Below are 17,792 nucleotides of genomic sequence, written 5' to 3' on the forward strand. Positions count from 1 at the left end.
CCATCCATAAACTTCATGGGCTGAGGCATTTCGTCATTCATGCGTGGCTGACTCCTATGTAGTCATCGGCGCCCCCGATACTCCCTGGTTCGCCCCGGGGCGCCCCATCAGGAATGACACGCCGTCCACAGAGGCATGTCGTACCAGGCGGCAGACCCAACGGGTTGCCTTGAAACGACTCGATGGTAGGGAGCACATGCCAAGCGAGCGCTCCCAGGGGATACCGCGTTATCCCGGAAGCGCAGAAATTCGTGCTCATCAATGGAATGGGCTGTAACGACGAGGTCCTAGGGTCTGTTCCCGTTTCACATGGGTAGGCTGGTCGTTCGGGCAGCAGGACCCGATGCAACTGAGCGAGCTGCTACCTGGTGCCCTATGGTCGGCGGGCAGAACCGTCAGAAAAGGACGCCAGTTCAACTTCCCATAAAACCATTCGTCGGGAGTTTGTCAAAGGGGGCATATTAGGGGGCACTTATCGAGAAACCTAAATAGTTACTCTTTTAAATCAATATGATAGGACAACAGCTGTAGAGCCCCCGGCCCACCAAATACACATCTAAAGACGTCCACGGACGTCTTTTTTTGTGCCTGAAACCCAGCAAATACGGGGCTTTCAGCGCCACCAGCGCCCATGACCATCCATCGGCACATCATCCAAAGGCTAAAGGCCGTCGTCCGACGTATCCCTTGCTGGCCATCTTGCCTGTGCACCTGATCCAGAACTGGTTCGGCTACCGGCGCAGCGCCTGGCTTTCGCGCAACATGTCCAGGGCGCTATCGACCAGCAGTTCGGCATCGCGGTGCAGCGAAAAACTTTCCGGCACCAGCAGCCACTGGCTGAGCAGGCCATCGATGTAGGCATGCAGGCAGATCGCCGCGCGGGCGGTGTCCAGTGTCGCGGGGAGTTGCTGGCGCTGGACCGCATTGCGCAGCGACTGGTCGATGCGGCCGTTGCATTCCACGCTGTCGGTTTGGCGCTGTTGGCGCAGGTCGCTCATCTCGTCGGTGAGTTCGCTGCGGTGAAAGAGGATTTCGGTGATCCGGCGGGTTTTCGGATCCAGCGCTACCTGCTGAAACAAGGTGATCAGCAGCTGGCGCATGCAGCCGAGCGGGTCGGCCTCATCCGGGTTCTCGCTAGCCTTGGCCAGTTCGTCCAGCGGCTCGTGCAAGCTGTCCAGCATGGCCTGGATCAGGTCGGCCTTGTCCTTGAAATGCCAATAGATCGCCCCGCGAGTCACTCCGGCAATGCCGGCGATTTCTGCCAGCGTGGTGCGCGAGATGCCGCGCTCGTAGAAAGCCTTTTCGGCCGCCTCGAGTATCTGGCTGCGCGTCTGCTGAGCCTCCTCTTTGGTGCGACGAACCATGGCAGTAACCCTCGATCAGGATGGCTTCACACAGGAAGCTGTTGGCAGGCAAGGCTTTCGTTGAGCCTTTGGCTGATTTTCACATCTTGTTGCTTTTGCGTATTAAAAAATCACTTACAAACATTCGTGAACGTAAGTATATTGATTAGCAGACTACTTATCCAATTTCTCATCCACATTTGTCACCGGCATTTTGCTCAAGCGTCTTGCCACGCTCCCGACCGAGGCTCACATGCGACTCAATCCAGTTTTTCCCGCGCTGGTTACCGCTGCCGTTTTGACCGCCCTGCTCAGCGGCTGCCAACAGGAAGAAGCGCCACCTGCCGCACAACTGCCGCAAGTCGGCGTGGTCACCCTGCAACCACAAGCCTTTACCCTGACCTCCGAGCTGCCGGGACGCACCAGCGCGTACCGCATTGCCGAAGTGCGCCCACAGGTCAACGGCATCATTCTCAAGCGCCTGTTCACCGAGGGCCGCGAAGTCAAAGCCGGCCAGCAGCTCTATCAGATCGACGCCTCGACCTATGAGGCGACCCTGAAAAGCGCGCAAGCCTCGCTGCAGTCGAGCAAATCCCTGGCCGATCGCTACAAGCTGCTGGTCGACGAGCAGGCCGTCAGCCGTCAAGAGTTCGACGAGGCGCAAGCCAAGCGTCTGCAGGCCGAGGCCGTTGTGCAAAGCGCGCAGATCGACCTGCGTTACACCAAGGTGCTGGCGCCGATCTCCGGGCGCATCGGCCGTTCGGCGATAACCGAGGGCGCACTGGTCAGCAATGGCCAGAGCAGCGCCATGGCGGTGATCCAGCAGCTGGATCCGATCTATGTCGACGTCACCCAATCCTCGGTGGCGATGCTCAAGCTGCGCCGCGAACTGGCCAGCGGGCAGTTGCAGAAAGCCAGCGACAACGCCGCCCGGGTCAAGCTGATCCTGGAAGACGGCAGCGAATACGCCGAGCTTGGCCAACTGGAATTCTCCGAGGTCTCGGTCGATGAAGGCACCGGTTCGGTGACCCTGCGCGCGGTGTTCCCCAATCCGAACCACGACCTGTTGCCGGGCATGTTCGTCCACGCCCAGCTGCAGGCCGGGGTCAACAGCCAGGCCATCCTCGCCCCGCAACAAGGCGTGACCCGCGACCTGAAAGGTCAACCCACGGCCCTGGTGGTCAATCAGGACAACAAGGTCGAGCTGCGTGAGCTCAAGGCCGACCGCACCATCGGCAATCAATGGCTGATCAACGAAGGCCTGAACAGCGGCGATCGCCTGATCACCGAGGGCCTGCAGTTCGTCAAGCCAGGCGACGAAGTCAGCGTCAGCGAAGCGCGCAATGTCCAGGCGGCCAAACCGACCCTTGCAGCTACCAGCGGCAAAGCTCGCGGCCAGGGGGAGTAACGCATGTCGAAATTCTTTATCGATCGGCCAATCTTCGCCTGGGTGATTGCCCTGGTCATCATGCTGGTCGGCGCGCTGTCGCTGCTCAAGTTGCCGATCAACCAGTACCCGAGCATCGCGCCGCCGGCCATCGCCATCGCCGTGAACTACCCGGGGGCGTCCGCACAGACGGTGCAGGACACGGTGGTGCAGGTGATCGAGCAGCAGCTCAACGGCATCGACAACTTGCGCTATGTCACCTCGGAAAGTAATTCCGACGGCAGCATGGCCATCACCGCCACCTTCAACCAGGGCACCAACCCGGACACCGCCCAGGTGCAGGTGCAGAACAAGCTCAACCTGGCTACCCCGCTGCTGCCGCAGGAAGTACAGCAGCAGGGCATCCGCGTGACCAAGGCGGTGAAGAACTTCCTGATGGTGATCGGCCTGGTCTCCCAGGACGGCAGCATGAGCAAGGACGACCTGGCCAACTACATCGTCTCCAACATGCAGGATCCGATCTCGCGCACCGCCGGCGTCGGCGACTTCCAGGTGTTCGGCGCCCAGTACGCCATGCGCATCTGGCTCGATCCGGCCAAGCTGAACAACTTCCAGCTGACCCCGGTGGACGTGAAAACCGCCATCGCCGCGCAGAACGTCCAGGTCTCTTCGGGCCAACTCGGCGGTTTGCCGGCCGTGCAAGGCCAGCAGTTGAACGCCACCATCATCGGCAAGACCCGCCTGCAGAGCGCCGAGCAATTCTCCGCCATCCTGCTCAAGGTCAACCCGGACGGCTCGCAGGTACGCCTCGGCGATGTGGCCGAGGTTTCCCTGGGCGGCGAAAACTACGGCATCAGCGCCCAGTTCAACGGCAAGCCGGCCTCTGGCCTGGCCGTCAAGCTGGCGACCGGTGCCAACGCCCTGGAAACCGCCAAGGCACTGCGCGCGACTATTGCCGAGCTGGAGCCGTTCTTCCCGCCAGGCATGGAGGTGGTGTTCCCGTACGACACCACACCGGTGGTGAGCGAGTCGATTTCCGGCGTGGTGTACACCCTGCTCGAAGCCATTGCCCTGGTGTTTCTGGTGATGTACCTGTTCCTGCAGAACTTCCGCGCCACCCTGATTACCACCATGACGGTACCGGTGGTGCTGCTCGGCACCTTCGGCGTGCTCGCCGCCTTCGGCTTCAGCATCAACACCCTGACCATGTTCGGCATGGTGCTGGCCATCGGCCTGCTGGTGGACGATGCCATCGTCGTGGTGGAAAACGTCGAACGGGTCATGGCCGAAGAAGGCCTGTCGCCGAAAGAAGCCACGCGTAAGTCCATGGGCCAGATCCAGGGTGCGCTGGTCGGCATCGGCCTGGTCTTGACCGCCGTGCTGCTGCCGATGGCGTTTTTCAGCGGCTCGACCGGAGTGATCTACCAGCAGTTCTCGATCACCATCGTCTCGGCCATGGTGCTGTCGGTGCTGGTCGCGCTGATTTTCACCCCGGCACTCTGCGCGACCCTGCTCAAGCCGCTTGGCAAAGGCGAGCATGCGCCCAAGCGCGGCTTCTTCGGCTGGTTCAACCGCAGCTTCGACCGCGGCGTACAACGCTACGAGCGGGGTGTCGCGAGCATGCTGCGGCACAAGCTGCCGTACCTGCTGGCCTATCTGCTGATCATCGTCGGCATGATCGTGCTGTTCACCCGCATCCCCACCGCCTTCCTCCCGGAAGAGGATCAGGGCGTGCTGTTCGCCCAGGTGCAAACGCCGGCCGGATCCACCGCGGAACGTACCCAGGTGGTGGTCGACGAGATGCGTAGCCACCTGCTCAGCGAGGAGGCGGATACGGTCAGCTCGGTATTCACCGTCACCGGCTTCAACTTCGCCGGTCGCGGGCAGAGTTCGGGCATGGCCTTCATCATGCTCAAGCCCTGGGACCAGCGTTCGGCGGAGAACAGCGTGTTCAACCTGGCGCAGCGCGCGCAGCGGCACTTCTTCAGTTTGCGCGACGCCATGGTGTTCGCCTTCGTGCCACCGGCGGTCATGGAATTGGGCAACGCCAGCGGCTTCGACGTGTTCCTCCAGGATCGCGCCGGGGTCGGCCACGACAAGCTGATGGAGGCGCGCAACCAGTTCCTCGGCATGGCCGCGCAAAGCAAGGTGCTGGCGGGCGTGCGACCGAACGGGCTGAACGATGAGCCCCAGTACCAACTGAGCATCGACGACGAACGCGCCAGCGCCCTCGGGGTGACCCTGGCGAACATCAACCAGACCCTGTCGATTGCCCTGGGTGGCAGCTACGTCAACGACTTCATCGACCACGGGCGGGTGAAGAAGGTCTACATCCAGGGCCAGTCCAGCTCGCGGATGAGCCCGGAAGACCTGAACAAGTGGTACGTGCGCAACGACAGCGGCGAGATGGTGCCCTTCTCGGCCTTCGCCAGTGGCGAGTGGATCTACGGCGCGCCCAAACTGACCCGCTACAACGGCGTCGCGGCCATGGAAATCCTCGGTACCCCCGCACCCGGTTACAGCTCCGGCGAGGCCATGGCGGAAGTCGAGGCGCTGGCGCGGAAACTGCCGGCGGGTATCGGCTATTCCTGGACCGGGCTGTCCTACGAGGAGCGCCTGTCCGGCTCGCAGGCACCGGCCCTGTACGCGCTCTCGCTGCTGATGGTGTTCCTCTGCCTGGCGGCGCTGTATGAGAGCTGGTCGATCCCGATTGCGGTGATGCTGGTGGTGCCGCTGGGCATCCTCGGTGCCCTCGCGGCCACCAGCATGCGCGGGCTGTCCAACGACGTGTACTTCCAGGTTGGCTTGCTGACGACCATCGGCCTGGCATCGAAAAACGCCATCCTGATCGTCGAGTTCGCCAAGGAGCTGCACGAACAAGGCCGCAGCCTGAGCGACGCGGCGATCGAAGCCTGTCGCATGCGCTTGCGCCCCATCATCATGACCTCGCTGGCCTTCGGCCTCGGCGTGGTGCCACTGGCCATCTCCAGCGGCGCCGGCTCGGGCAGCCAGCACGCCATTGGTACCGGAGTACTCGGCGGCATGACCAGCGCCACCATTCTGGCGATTTTCTGGGTTCCCCTGTTCTTCGTCACGGTCTCTTCACTGTTCCACAGCAAGAAGAGCAAGAAGAGCGAAACACTCGTCGAGGAGCCGGCCCAATGAACAAGACCCTCGTGTCCATCGCAGTCGCCAGCCTGATTCTCAGTGGCTGCTCGCTGATCCCCGATTACCAGCAACCGCCTGCGCCGATCGCCAGCCAATGGCCGCAGGGCCAGGCCTACGCGCCAAGCGAGGCGGCCGAGATCGCCGCCGCCGAGCAAGGCTGGCGCGACTACTTCCGTGATCCGGCCTTGCAGCAGTTGATCGAGCGCGCGTTGCTGAATAACCGCGACCTGCGCGTCGCCGCCTTGAATATCGAGGCCTACCGCGCGCAGTACCGCATCCAGCGCGCCGACTTGCTGCCGGCGGTCAGTGCGGATGGCAGCGGCAGCCGGCAACGCCTGCCCGCGAACGTTGCGCCAAGCGGTAGCGCCGGGATCAGCAGCCAGTATTCGGCGACCCTCGGCGTCAGTGCCTATGAACTGGATCTGTTCGGTCGCGTGCGCAGCCTCAGCCAGCAGGCACTGGAAACCTACCTGTCCAGCGAAGAGGCGCGGCGCTCCACGCAAATCAGCCTGGTCGCCAGTGTCGCCAATGCCTACCTGACCTGGCAGGCCGATCAAGCCCTGCTGCAGCTGACCGAAGACACCCTCAGCACCTACGAGGAAAGCTACCAGCTGACCCTGCGCAGCAGCGAGATCGGCGTGGCGTCGGCGCTCGACCTGAGCCAGTCGCGCACCTCGGTGGAAGCGGCCCGGGTCAAACTGGCGCAATATCAGCGCCTGGTCGCGCAGGATCGCAACGGCCTTACCCTGCTTCTGGGCAGCGGCCTGCCGGCGGATCTGCCAGCCAGTCAGCCACTCGATGCCGAGCTGCTCAGCCAAGTGCCGGCCGGGCTGCCGTCGGACCTGCTGCAACGGCGCCCGGACATTCTCGAAGCCGAGCACCTGCTCAAGGCGGCCAACGCCAACATCGGTGCGGCGCGGGCGGCGTTCTTCCCGAGCATCAGCCTGACTGCCAATGCCGGCAGCCTCAGCCCGGATCTCTCCGGGCTATTCGGCGGCGGCTCCGGCACCTGGCTGTTCCAGCCGCAGATCAGCCTGCCGATCTTCAATGCCGGCAGCCTGCGGGCCAGCCTGGATTACGCGAAGATCCAGAAGGACATCAGCGTCGCCCGCTACGAGAAGAGCATCCAGACCGCCTTTCAGGAAGTTGCCGACGGCTTGGCGGCCCGCCAGACCTACCAGCAGCAACTCCAGGCCCAGCGTGATCTGGTCGAAGCCAACCAGGACTATTACCGCCTGGCCGAGCGCCGCTACCGCATCGGCATCGACAGCAACCTGACCTTCCTCGATGCCCAGCGCTCGTTGTTCAGCGCGCAACAGGCGCTGATCACCGATCGGCTGGCGCAGCTGACCAGCGAAGTGAACCTGTACAAGGCGCTCGGCGGTGGCTGGCGCGAACGCAGCGACCAGGCCGCGCGGGTACCCGTACCCGCGGAGGGTTGATAGACAGCGGCTGATCGCTCCGCAGTGAATGACCGGGGCGGTTGGCCGCCGCCCGTCCAGGCCGGCCGCGCTTATGCAACAGCCGCACTAGTTGGCTTCCAGCACCACCCCTTCCAGGCCCAGCACTTCGCCGGCATCCGAGTAGATGCCGCAGCCGCGCTCGAGTACCGGGCGCTCGCTGCCATCGGCACACACCAGGCGGTAGCGCATGACAAAGGCGCGACGGTCGCCGAGGCCTTGCTGCACCTCATGCCAGACCCGTTCGCGATCCGCCGGATGGATCAGGCTATTGAAGGTCAGGCTGTTGCTGTCGATCAGTTGCTGCGGGGCATAGCCGGTCAGTTGCAGGCAGCCGGCGCTGACGTACTCCATGCTCCAGTGGCGGTTGTTGCGACAGCGGTAGATCATCAGCGGCAAGCCATCGAGCAGGTTGCTCAGGCTGCGGTGACGGGCCTGCAGCGCCTGTCGCTGCGGCATCTGCTCGCTGATGTCGCCCAGGCTGGCGACAAAGCCCGCGCCCTGGCGGCGCAAGCGCACCTCGGCCCAGCACAGCTCCCCCGAGCGGCGCAGATAGCGCAGCAACAGCAGCTGGACACCACTGCCGGCGTCTTGCAGCGCCTGCTGCCACCGCGGCTGATCCTCGATATGCAGGAACTGCGCATGGCTGCGCTGCAGGCACTCCGCCGCGGCATAGCCGCTCAACTCTTCCCAGCTGCGATTGAGCCGGAGCATGCGCCCGTGTCGATCCAGGCGCACCAGCGCCAGCGGCAGTGCATCGATGCAGTCATCCCAGCTGGCGCCGGGCGACTGCGCCGGTTCGCGGGCGGTCAGCCAGGCCCAACCCTGCTGCCAGGCGTGCGTCAGTTTCATGGCCGCTCTCCGCTGGCGGGGCCGGGCAAGCCGTGGCGATGCACCCAGGCCGCCAGTTCCAGGCGCGAGTGCAGGTCGAGTTTGCCCAGCAGGTGCTTGACATGGATTTTCACCGTGCCGTCGCTGATCCCCAGTTGCCGGGCGATCAGCTTGTTGTTCATGCCCTCGGCAATCAGCGCCAGGGTCTGCTGCTCGCGCTCGGTCAGCTCCACCGCCGGTGCCGCCGTCAGCGCTGCGGTATCGCGCAGGCCGTTGGCCAGCAGCACCAGTAGCGCCTGGTCCAGCGGCGCGCGGCCACTGCGGCAGGCTTGCAGGGTGGCCAGCAGCGCTTCCGGCTCGCCGTCCTTGAGCAGGTAGCCATCGGCTCCGGCATGCAGCGCGGCCAACAGGTCAGCGCGGGCGGCCGAGGCGGTCAACACCAGCACCGGACACTCCGGCAGCTCGCGCTTGAGCGCGCCGAGGGTGGCCAGGCCACCGAGGCCGGGCATGTGCCAGTCGAGCAGGACCATATCCGGCTGCAGCTCGCGGGCCAGTTGCAACCCCGCCTGGCCCTCGCTGGCCATGCCGACCACGAGAAAATCGCCACTGGCGCTCAACAGTTCGGCCAGCCCACGGCGCAGCAACGGGTGATCATCGACCAGCAACAACCGCCAGGGCTCGCTCATGCGCGCCTCCAGCACAGCTGGATGCAAGTGCCGTGCGGCTGTTGCGCCAGTATCTGCAACTGCGCACCGATGGCGGCGGCGCGCTCGCGCATGATGCGCAGGCCGAAATGACCATCGCTGGGCAGATCGCCAGGCATGCCGACGCCATCGTCCCGCACCTGCACCTCGATCCCGCCAGGCGCCTGCAGGCGCAGGCTGACCAGCACCCGCCGCGCATGGGAGTGGCGCACCACATTGGCCAGGGCTTCGCGGATGATCTGCAGGATCTGCAGTTCGGCTTCGCTGCCCAGCGCATCGGCGGCCAGGCGGTTGTCCAGGGTAAACACGCAACTGCTGCGCCGGGCGAATTCCTCCACCGTGGCCTCCAGCGCCTGGCGCAGGGTGCAGCCGTCCATGGTCAGGCGCGCGGTACTGATCAGCTCGCGCACCTGACGGTGCATGAGCTGCAGGGTCTGGCGCAGATCGACCAGCATGGCGTCGGCCTGCTCACGCGCCGCCGGCTGCGCCAATACCGCCTGCAGACGGCAGGCGCGAATCTGCAGATAAGCCAGCTGCTGCGCCACACTGTCGTGCAGCTCGCGGGCCAGCACGCCGCGCTCGGCCGCCAGCTCGCGGCGGCGTAACTGGCGATCCTGGCTAAAGGCCCGCAGCACCTCGGCCAGTTGCACCGCGACGGCCGCCAGTTCGGCGCGCGCCGCGCGACCCGGCGAGCGCGGGTAAGCCAGCAGCAACAGGGCCTGACGCTCCTCGGCCAACTCCAGGCCGGACAACAGGTGGTAGCGCCCGTTCGCCTGGCAGACCGAACACGGCTGCACGCCCGCCAGGGCGGCCGGGTTCAGGGCCGCGCCATGCAGTGGGCAGTCGGCCAGCTCGCCGGTTGCCCCCAGCTGGCGCCAGCCGCCGGCCTGGGGCAAGAGCAGCGCGGCATGGCGGGCGCCCAACGCGGCCGGCAACAGCGCCAGCAGCTGTTGCAGCGGCGCATCGCTGCCCGGCTGCTGCAACAGGCGCAGCGGCAGATGGTGCAAGGCGCCCTGCCAGTCTTGCCGGCGCGCCTCGCTCTGACCGCGCCAACCGCTCCACAGCGAGGCGCGGCTACGACTCAGTGTTATCAGCATCCGCCCTCCTCCGCGCACAGCCACTGCCTGGTCTCTGAGCAAGTTCCATGCCCCGTGCGCGGCAGACCGCCCAACCCACCTAAAAGAAACTAAATTTCCCTACAGGAACTATTTTTCAGACATTGCAGCCGCGCATTAACGCACCAACAACAGGCAGCCATGCCTGCTCATGGCGCAGTGCGCCTAGGCTGGCTCGCCCCTTGGCGGGTGCGGATTCGCCGGCAACTACCCACAACAGGGTATCCCCAACAGGAGAGTTTCCTTGCAGGCTGACTCCACTAGCTTATTTCCCACAGAGAAAGATTGTTTCTCATAACCCCTTCAAGAGCTTCGAGGAGAACCAGCATGTCCACTCGCGTTGCCATCATCGGCGCCGGCCCCTGCGGCCTGGCCCAACTGCGTGCCTTCCAGTCCGCCGCCGCCAAAGGCGCGGAGATTCCCGAGCTGGTGTGCTTCGAGAAACAGGCGGACTGGGGCGGCATGTGGAACTACACCTGGCGTACCGGCCTGGACGAGCACGGCGAGCCGGTACACGGCAGCATGTACCGTTACCTGTGGTCCAACGGACCGAAGGAGTGCCTGGAATTCGCCGACTACACCTTTGACGAGCATTTCGGCCGCCCCATCGGCTCCTACCCGCCGCGCGAAGTGCTCTGGGACTACATCCAGGGTCGGGTGGAAAAGGCCGGCGTACGCCCGTACATCCGCTTCAACAGCGCCGTGCGGATGGTCGAGTTCGACGAGGCCAGCGGCCTGTTCAGCGTCACCGTGCATGACCACGCCAGCGACCTGACCTATAGCGAAAACTTCGACTACGTGATCTGCGCCAGCGGCCATTTCTCCACGCCGAACGTGCCCTACTTCAAGGGTTTCGAGAGCTTCGGCGGGCGCGTGCTGCATGCCCATGACTTTCGCGATGCGCTGGAATTCAAGGGCAAGGATGTCCTGGTGGTCGGCAGCAGCTACTCCGCCGAAGACATCGGTTCGCAGTGCTACAAGTACGGGGCGCGCTCGATCACCAGCTGCTACCGCAGTGCGCCCATGGGCTACAAATGGCCGGCCAACTGGGAAGAGAAACCGCTGCTGCAACGGGTCGAAGGCGACACCGCCTACTTCGCCGACGGCAGCCACAAGCACGTCGACGCGATCATTCTGTGCACCGGCTACCAGCATCATTTCTCCTTCCTGCCCGAGTCGCTGCGGCTGAAGACCGACAACCGCCTGTGGCCGCTCAACCTGTACCAGGGCATTTTCTGGGAGAACAACCCCAAGCTGCTGTACCTCGGCATGCAGGACCAGTGGTACAGCTTCAACATGTTCGATGCCCAGGCCTGGTTCGCCCGCGACGTGATCCTCGGCCGCATCGCCCTGCCGGAACAAGCCGCGCGCCTGGCCGATGACCAGGCCTGGCGCGCCCGCGAGGACCAGCTGCAGAACGCGCAGGAAATGTTCGAGTTCCAGGGCGCCTACATCCAGCAACTGATCGACGCCACCGACTACCCGAGCTTCGATATCGGCGCGGTGAACCAGACCTTCCTCGAATGGAAGCACGACAAGTACGAAGACATCATGGGCTACCGCAACAAGTGCTACCGCTCGCTGATGACCGGCACCCAGGCGGCGCCCCATCACACGCCCTGGCTGGACGCGCTGGACGACTCGCTGGCGGCCTACCTGGCAGCGCAACCCGCACCCGTCCTGAAAAGCGTGGGCTGAGCGGATGCCCCGGACCCATGCGCCGCGGCGCACCTCCCTGCACAGGATGAGCCTATGAACCTGCCCGTGACCTCCCGCCCGCGCGAGCCGGCGCTGTTCGCCCGCGCGCCAGCACTCGAACGCCACCGCGTGGCCCCCGGCGGGCTAACGGTGATCGCCCTGGAGCCAGGCGATTACCTGGACGTGATCGACGTAGAGGGCGACCAACATGCCGAGCTGCTGGCCTTCGACAGCCAGGGCCGCAGCGCCCTGGGTGCCCTCGGCCTGAGAGGCAATCCGGCCGCGCGCTTCATTGCCGCGCTGCTGGCCAACGGCAGCAGCGAATCGGCGCACATGCGCCTGGGTCTGAGCCGCCACGCCATCGACTGCCGTCACCTGCCGGATGCCGCCACCCTCTGGACCGCGCAGTCGCCCGCGGGGCACAGCCGCAGACTCGACGCCAGTGCCGCGCTGGTGGTGCTGGTCGCCGCGCCCGGCGGCGCTAGCCCGGTGGACAGCCAGGCCCGTGCCAGCGAACTGCAACTGCTGATCAAGCGCGCCAACCCGCGCAGCGTACTGGCGCCAGCGCTGCCCGCGCCGCTCGGCGAGGTGGTCGACGAATTCACCCTGCAGCCCGGCACGGCCCGTGATTACCGGGTCAGCGCCGGCCAGTACATCCAGGTTCTCGACGTCGCCGGCCGCCAGTGTTCGGACTTCGTCGCCCTGGACCAGCGTGGCCTGGATGACGGGCGCGAGATCGAGCTCGATCCGACCGTCACCCGCACCCTGAATGGCAACGCCTATCCGGGCCCGGGGCTGTTCAGCAAGTTCTTCGACCGGCACATGCAGCCGATGCTGGAGGTGGTGCGCGACACCGTCGGCCGCCACGACACCTTCGGCCTGGCCTGCGCCGCCCGCTACTACGAGAGCCAGGGCTACTTCGGCCACGCCAACTGCAGCGACAACCTCAGCCGCGCCCTCGCCAGCCATGGCGTCGCCCCACGGCCCGGCTGGGCGGCGATCAACTTCTTCTTCAATACCGCCGTCGATGCCCAGCAGCAGCTGACCTTCGACGAGCCCTGGTCGCTCCCCGGCGACTACGTGCTGATGCGCGCCATGACCGATTTGGTCTGCGCCAGCAGCTCGTGCCCGGACGACATCGACCCGGCCAACGGCTGGCAACCCACCGACATTCACATCCGTGTGTACAGCGCAAAGGAGCGTTTCAGTATCGCCATGGCCACCCGAAAAACGCCCGATGCCGACCCGGTTTTGACCCGCGAAAGCGCCTTTCATCCCGGCACCTCGGCCCTTACCGGCAACTTCATCGACTACCGCGGCTGGTGGACGCCGACCCACTTCAACGGCTTCGGCGCCATCGAGGAATACCACGGCTGCCGCGAGCGCGTGGCGGTGATGGACCTCTCCGCCCTGCGCAAATTCGAGGTGCTCGGCCCGGACGCCGAGGCGCTGCTCAACTACTGCCTGACCCGCGATGTGCGCAAGCTGGCGGTCGGCCAGGTGGTCTACTCGGCGATGTGCTACGAGCACGGCGGCATGCTCGACGACGGCACCCTGCTGCGCCTCGGCGCGGACGCCTTCCGCTGGATCTGCGGCGAGGACTACGCCGGCGTCTGGCTGCGCGAGCAGGCGGCAAAACTCGGCATGAAGGTGTGGATCAAGTCGGCCTCCGAGCAGATCCACAACATCGCCGTGCAGGGGCCGAAAAGCCGCGAACTGCTGAGCCAGATGATCTGGACCCCGGCCACCCAGCCGGCGCTGACCGAGCTGGGCTGGTTCCGCTTCCTCAACGGTCGCCTCGACGACTACAACGGCTGTCCGCTGATGGTTTCGCGCACCGGCTACACCGGCGAGCTGGGCTACGAGATCTGGTGCCACCCGGACGATGCGCCGCAGGTCTGGAGCCGCCTCTGGCAACTGGGCGAACCGCTCGGCCTGGTGCCACTGGGGCTGGAGGCGCTGGACAGCCTGCGTATCGAGGCCGGACTGGTCTTCGCCGGCTATGAGTTCTGCGACCAGACCGATCCCTTCGAGGCCGGCATCGGCTTCTGCGTACCGCTGAAATCCAAGCAGGATGACTTCATCGGCCGCGAGGCCCTGCTGCGCCGCAGCGCCAACCCGCAGCGCAAGCTGGTCGGCCTGCGCCTGGATGGCAACGAGCAGGCGCACCACGGCGATTGCGTGCACGTCGGCCGCGCCCAGGTCGGGGTGATCACCAGCGCCACCCGCTCACCCCTGCTGGGCCAGAACATCGCCCTGTGCCGGCTGGATATTGGCTACTGCGAACCCGGCACCCGGGTGGAAATCGGCAAGCTGGACGGCCAGCAGAAACGCCTCGGCGCGACCGTGGGCAGCAGCACGGTCGCCTACGACCCGGAGAAAACCCGGGTACGCAGCTAATCGAAAGGCTGCTTGGCCGGAGAATTGCTAACGATCTGTCGCAGTACTCACCGCAGCGAGGAGAAGTGGCCAATGTGGTTCAGAGACAAGTCCAAGGAGCTGGCCAGCGACCTCAGCACGCTGTTGCGCCAACTGATGGCCGAACAGCCGGCGCAAGTCCGCAGTCATCCCAACCTGCAACGCCACCCCGAGCTGCTCGGCTGCTTCGAGCAGTTGGCGCAGCGCTGGCAGGAACAGCTGCATGTGCAGCGCAAGGTTCAGGCCACGCCACCGCCGCCCTGCAGCGCCGCGGACTATCAGCAACTGCTCCAGCGACTGGCCACGGCCGAGCGGCAAACCCGGCAACTGGACGAGCAGCTGCAGCAGTGCCACGCCGAACTGGCCAGCAACGTCGCCCGCCAGCTGAGCTGGCGGCAGGACGAGCAGGCCTGGGAGCTGACCAAGCAGACCCTCACCGAAGGCTGCTGGGATCTTACCGTGGTCAATGGCGATGCCGACCACCCGAACAACCTGATCCGCTGGTCCGAGCAGTTCCGCCACCTGATCGGCTACAGCCAGGCGGAGTTCGCCGATGGCTGGGACAGCTTCTTCGCCGTGGTCAACCCCACCGACCTGAAGACCGTCATGCAGGTGTTCGGCGACTACATCGCCGATGCCAAAGGCGAACCGGCCTATGTCGTCGAGTACCGCATGCGCCACAAGACCCGCGGCGAAACCTGGTACCGCGAGCGCGGCCGCTGCCTGCGCGATGCCAATGGCGTGCTGGTCAGGGTGATCGGTGCGGTGCGCGACATCAGCGACGAGAAGGCTGCCGACGCCCTGCGCGAACGCGAGCAGCACAGCATCCAGAACACCTACGGGCAGATCGCCAAGGTGGCCGGAGCGATCAAGGGCGTCGCCGAGCAGACCAACCTGCTGGCGCTGAATGCGGCGATCGAGGCGGCCCGCGCCGGCGAGCAGGGCCGTGGCTTCGCCGTGGTCGCCGATGAGGTGCGCAACCTGGCGCGGCGCACCCAGGAATCGGTGCAGCAGATCCAGAACATGCTGCAGCAGCGCGATTGAGCAATCCCGCGACCCAAGATCAGGCGCGCGCGGCCGGCAGCGAACAAAAACGGGGCAACGTTGCCGGGAACATCTGCCCCAAGCGCGCGACAAGCCGTTGCTGCAGCTGGAAAAGTTGTAGATGGCACAAGCCTTGCTAATTCCCAGTGAGAACTTTTTATAACTCACGGTAAATAAAAAAGCCCTTAGGGCATGCCTTCACCTCTCGATCTGCCGAACAAAACGTACTCCTAAAATTGCATCGAGGACTTAGCAATGGAACAGGCAACTCCCACGCTGGAAGAGCTGCACAAGCTCGTGCAGATGTCCGGCACCATCAATATGGAAATCTTCTATTGGTGGTGTATCGCGCTGATGGTGATCATCCACGCCGGCTTCCTCTCTTACGAGATCGGCGCCTCGCGCCTGAAAAACGTACTGACCGCCGGGGTGAAGAACATCCTCGCGTTCGCCTTTATCGTGCCCACCTTCTTCTTTTTCGGCTGGTTCATTTACAACGGCTTTGCCGCCGGTTTCACCCTCGACATGGACGCCGCCGCGGCAAGCCTGCCGTGGAGCGGGGCCATGGGGCCGAACGTCGAAGACAACGCCACCGGGATCTTCTGGGGTGCGTTCGCGCTGTTCGCCGCCACCACGGCCTCGATCATGTCCGGTGCGCTGATCGAGCGGACCCGCATGAGCGCATTCATTATCCTGGCAATCATCCTCGGCTCGGCCGTGTGGATCCTCGGCGCGGCCTGGAGCTGGCACCCGAGCGGCTGGCTGACCACCGAGTGGGGCTTCCATGACGTCGGCGCCGCCGGTTGCGTACACACCATCGCCGGTTTCTTCACCCTCGGCGTGGTCATGAACGTCGGTGCCCGCATCGGCCGCTTCAACGCGGACGGCAGCGCCAACCCCATCGTCGGCCACAGCATGCCGATGAGCGTGATCGGCCTGATGCTGGTGATCGTCGGCTTCTTCGGCTTCCTCGGCGGCTGCATCATCTACAACGTCGGCGGTCAGTGGACCAACATCTACGGCCAGCCGACCAACCTCTCGGCCTTCGCCTTCAACACCCTGATGGGCTTCGCCGGTGGCTTGATCGGTGCCTACCTGACCACCCGCGAACCCTTCTGGATGATGTCCGGCGGCCTGATCGGCATCATCTCGGTGGCCCCGGGCCTCGACGTCTACTACCCGCCGCTGGCCTACGTGATCGGCATGGGCGTGGCCGCGGCCGCACCGCTGGTGCACAAGTTCCTGGTCAAGCGGCAGATCGACGATGCCGTCGGTGCCTTTGCCGTGCACGGCTTCGGTGGTTTCGCCGGCATCGTGATCAGCGGGATCTTCCTGGCCGGCTACCCGAACATGGCTGAAGGCGTGCCGCCGGTGAACTTCCTCGGCCAGGCGGGCGGCGCCGTCGTGCTGGCCCTGCTGGGCTTCATTCCCGGCTACCTGATCTCCCTGGCGATGAAGCAAGCGGGCTTCCTGCGCGTCCCGGCCCACGCGGAAGAGCGCGGCCTGGACCTGACCGAAGTACCGGCCGAAGCCTACCCGGAGTGGGCGCTCACCGGCGCCAGCACCACCTACATCAGCACCGACTCGGGCAGCAGCGCGACCGTGGTGGTCGCCGAAGTCAAAGCCATCTGATGCCCCTTGCGCGCGGTGCTCAAGCCACCGCGCGCGCTACTTAGGAGAAATGCCATGAGCAGTCCGATCAGCAGCTGGGAAGGTGCCAGCAGCGTCTACACCTACGCCGACAAACCCGCCGTACTCGCCGTGATCCTGCTGGTAGCAGTCGCCGTGACGGTAGTCGCCATCTGGGCCACCATCCGCCACGAGAAGCACAGCTACAACAGTCCCATGACCAAGAAGTGACCTCAGCCGGCCGGCACCCGCGTGTGCCGGCCCGTCCGGAAACCGCCATGTTCAATCCCGTATTTCGTCTCGCCACCCCGCCGGACCTGGGCTTGCAGGCGATCGCCTTCAGCCTGCACGCACTCGGCAACCGGCACTACAGCGGCGCCCTGAAGGACAGCCTCAAGCGCCTGCGCGGCCTCTTCGACATCCAGCACAGCCTGCGCCAGATGGAGGGCTTCAACGCCCTGCGCGTGCGCATGGGCCGCTCGCCCAAGCGCTTTCCCGCGTCGCCCCAGGCCCTGCTCGACCATTACCTGCGCAAGGGTGCATTGCGCTCGATTGCGCCTATTGTCGACCTCTACAACCAATGGTCGCTGAACACCGGCCTGTCGATCGGTGCCCATGACCTGCAACGCCTGCAACTGCCGGTCAGCCTGACCCTGAGCCAGACCAGCGAGCCATTCCAGGCCCTCGGCAGCGCCACCAGCCAGGCACTGCCCGACGGCGAATACGCCTACATCGATGCCCGCGGCCAGGTGCTCTGCCGCATGGAATACCGCCAGTGCGCCGCCACCGCCCTGACCCCGGACAGCACCACCGCGCTGTTCATCGTCCAGGGCCACCCGGGCACCGCGCCTGAGTACCTGCGCCAGGTGGCCGATGAACTCAAGGCCGACTTGCTGCACTGCTGCGCCAGCAACCTCAGCCGCGTGGCCTGAACCCAGGCCCGCCGGCATGCTCAGCCACGCCGAAAGCGCCCGCGTGGGGCGCCTGTGTGCTAG

12 protein-coding genes and 2 pseudogenes are annotated in these 17,792 nt (G+C 65.1%); 10 read left to right on the forward strand and 4 right to left on the reverse strand.

Features of this window, described 5'->3' with window-relative positions:
- Nucleotides 1–731: 731 nt before the first annotated feature.
- A complete protein-coding gene (locus G9C89_RS21820) occupies nt 732–1,364 on the reverse strand; it encodes a TetR family transcriptional regulator (protein ID WP_172152164.1) in 633 nt (210 codons plus the stop codon).
- Between the two features lie 232 nt (nt 1,365–1,596).
- On the opposite strand from G9C89_RS21820, the gene G9C89_RS21825 reads away from it, so the two are divergent.
- The 3 genes from G9C89_RS21825 to adeC are packed head-to-tail and all read left to right on the forward strand — an operon-like array spanning nt 1,597 to nt 7,340.
- Nucleotides 1,597–2,751 (forward strand): efflux RND transporter periplasmic adaptor subunit, encoded by a 1,155-nt coding sequence (locus G9C89_RS21825; RefSeq protein ID WP_172152166.1) that lies wholly within the window; start codon nt 1,597–1,599, stop codon nt 2,749–2,751.
- 3 nt (nt 2,752–2,754) lie between these two features.
- Nucleotides 2,755–5,895, forward strand: coding sequence for an efflux RND transporter permease subunit (locus G9C89_RS21830; protein WP_172152168.1), 3,141 nt, complete (start codon nt 2,755–2,757; stop codon nt 5,893–5,895).
- A complete protein-coding gene (gene adeC, locus G9C89_RS21835) occupies nt 5,892–7,340 on the forward strand; it encodes an AdeC/AdeK/OprM family multidrug efflux complex outer membrane factor (RefSeq protein ID WP_172152170.1) in 1,449 nt (482 codons plus the stop codon). Before G9C89_RS21830 ends, adeC begins: the two co-directional genes overlap by 4 nt.
- 87 nt (nt 7,341–7,427) lie before the next feature.
- Here the strand turns inward: adeC and G9C89_RS21840 are convergent, their stop codons facing one another.
- From G9C89_RS21840 to G9C89_RS21850, 3 genes are read right to left on the reverse strand one after another with little or no spacing between them, the layout of a single operon-like run.
- On the reverse strand, nt 7,428–8,210 hold the full coding sequence (locus tag G9C89_RS21840; RefSeq protein WP_172152172.1) for a PAS domain-containing protein: 783 nt from the start codon (nt 8,208–8,210) through the stop codon (nt 7,428–7,430).
- Nucleotides 8,207–8,875, reverse strand: coding sequence for a response regulator (locus tag G9C89_RS21845; protein WP_172152174.1), 669 nt, complete (start codon nt 8,873–8,875; stop codon nt 8,207–8,209). Before G9C89_RS21845 ends, G9C89_RS21840 begins: the two co-directional genes overlap by 4 nt.
- Entirely contained in the window at nt 8,872–9,990 is a 1,119-nt protein-coding gene (locus tag G9C89_RS21850) for an ATP-binding protein (RefSeq protein ID WP_172152176.1), read from the reverse strand. Before G9C89_RS21850 ends, G9C89_RS21845 begins: the two co-directional genes overlap by 4 nt.
- Before the next feature lie 345 nt (nt 9,991–10,335).
- Between G9C89_RS21850 and G9C89_RS21855 the strand changes: the two genes are divergently transcribed.
- The 7 genes and pseudogenes from G9C89_RS21855 (at nt 10,336) to G9C89_RS21880 (ending at nt 17,729) form a co-directional block, all read left to right on the forward strand.
- Nucleotides 10,336–11,706 (forward strand): NAD(P)-binding domain-containing protein, encoded by a 1,371-nt coding sequence (locus tag G9C89_RS21855; RefSeq protein WP_172152178.1) that lies wholly within the window; start codon nt 10,336–10,338, stop codon nt 11,704–11,706.
- A 54-nt stretch (nt 11,707–11,760) separates the two neighbouring features.
- Entirely contained in the window at nt 11,761–14,106 is a 2,346-nt protein-coding gene (locus G9C89_RS21860; RefSeq protein ID WP_172152180.1) for a DUF1989 domain-containing protein, read from the forward strand.
- A gap of 135 nt (nt 14,107–14,241) precedes the next feature.
- Nucleotides 14,242–14,907 (forward strand): annotated as a pseudogene (locus G9C89_RS21865) (PAS domain-containing protein); the annotation flags it as partial.
- Nucleotides 14,890–15,159 (forward strand): annotated as a pseudogene (locus G9C89_RS25420) (methyl-accepting chemotaxis protein); the annotation flags it as partial. The pseudogenes G9C89_RS21865 and G9C89_RS25420, both read left to right, overlap by 18 nt.
- A gap of 264 nt (nt 15,160–15,423) precedes the next feature.
- Nucleotides 15,424–16,800, forward strand: a complete 1,377-nt coding sequence (locus tag G9C89_RS21870) for an ammonium transporter (RefSeq protein WP_172152193.1) — start codon at nt 15,424–15,426, stop codon at nt 16,798–16,800.
- 54 nt (nt 16,801–16,854) lie between these two features.
- Nucleotides 16,855–17,028 (forward strand): hypothetical protein, encoded by a 174-nt coding sequence (locus G9C89_RS21875; protein ID WP_172152195.1) that lies wholly within the window; start codon nt 16,855–16,857, stop codon nt 17,026–17,028.
- A 47-nt stretch (nt 17,029–17,075) separates the two neighbouring features.
- Complete coding sequence (locus G9C89_RS21880) at nt 17,076–17,729, forward strand: B3/B4 domain-containing protein (protein ID WP_172152197.1); 654 nt, start codon at nt 17,076–17,078, stop codon at nt 17,727–17,729.
- Nucleotides 17,730–17,792 lie beyond the last annotated feature (63 nt).

It is taken from the genome of Pseudomonas tumuqii, assembly GCF_013184545.1.
GTDB lineage: Bacteria > Pseudomonadota > Gammaproteobacteria > Pseudomonadales > Pseudomonadaceae > Aquipseudomonas > Aquipseudomonas tumuqii.

Bases quoted from the DNA above. Each gene is read 5' to 3' on its own strand.
- G9C89_RS21825 (WP_172152166.1), top strand. From the start codon at position 1,597: ATGCGACTCAATCCAGTTTTTCCCGCGCTGGTTACCGCTGCCGTTTTG.
- G9C89_RS21845 (WP_172152174.1), bottom strand. From the start codon at position 8,875: ATGAGCGAGCCCTGGCGGTTGTTGCTGGTCGATGATCACCCGTTGCTG.
- G9C89_RS21850 (WP_172152176.1), bottom strand. From the start codon at position 9,990: ATGCTGATAACACTGAGTCGTAGCCGCGCCTCGCTGTGGAGCGGTTGG.
- G9C89_RS21855 (WP_172152178.1), top strand. From the start codon at position 10,336: ATGTCCACTCGCGTTGCCATCATCGGCGCCGGCCCCTGCGGCCTGGCC.
- G9C89_RS21870 (WP_172152193.1), top strand. From the start codon at position 15,424: ATGGAACAGGCAACTCCCACGCTGGAAGAGCTGCACAAGCTCGTGCAG.
- G9C89_RS21875 (WP_172152195.1), top strand. From the start codon at position 16,855: ATGAGCAGTCCGATCAGCAGCTGGGAAGGTGCCAGCAGCGTCTACACC.
- G9C89_RS21840 (WP_172152172.1), bottom strand. From the start codon at position 8,210: ATGAAACTGACGCACGCCTGGCAGCAGGGTTGGGCCTGGCTGACCGCC.
- G9C89_RS21860 (WP_172152180.1), top strand. From the start codon at position 11,761: ATGAACCTGCCCGTGACCTCCCGCCCGCGCGAGCCGGCGCTGTTCGCC.
- adeC (WP_172152170.1), top strand. From the start codon at position 5,892: ATGAACAAGACCCTCGTGTCCATCGCAGTCGCCAGCCTGATTCTCAGT.
- G9C89_RS21880 (WP_172152197.1), top strand. From the start codon at position 17,076: ATGTTCAATCCCGTATTTCGTCTCGCCACCCCGCCGGACCTGGGCTTG.
- G9C89_RS21820 (WP_172152164.1), bottom strand. From the start codon at position 1,364: ATGGTTCGTCGCACCAAAGAGGAGGCTCAGCAGACGCGCAGCCAGATA.
- G9C89_RS21830 (WP_172152168.1), top strand. From the start codon at position 2,755: ATGTCGAAATTCTTTATCGATCGGCCAATCTTCGCCTGGGTGATTGCC.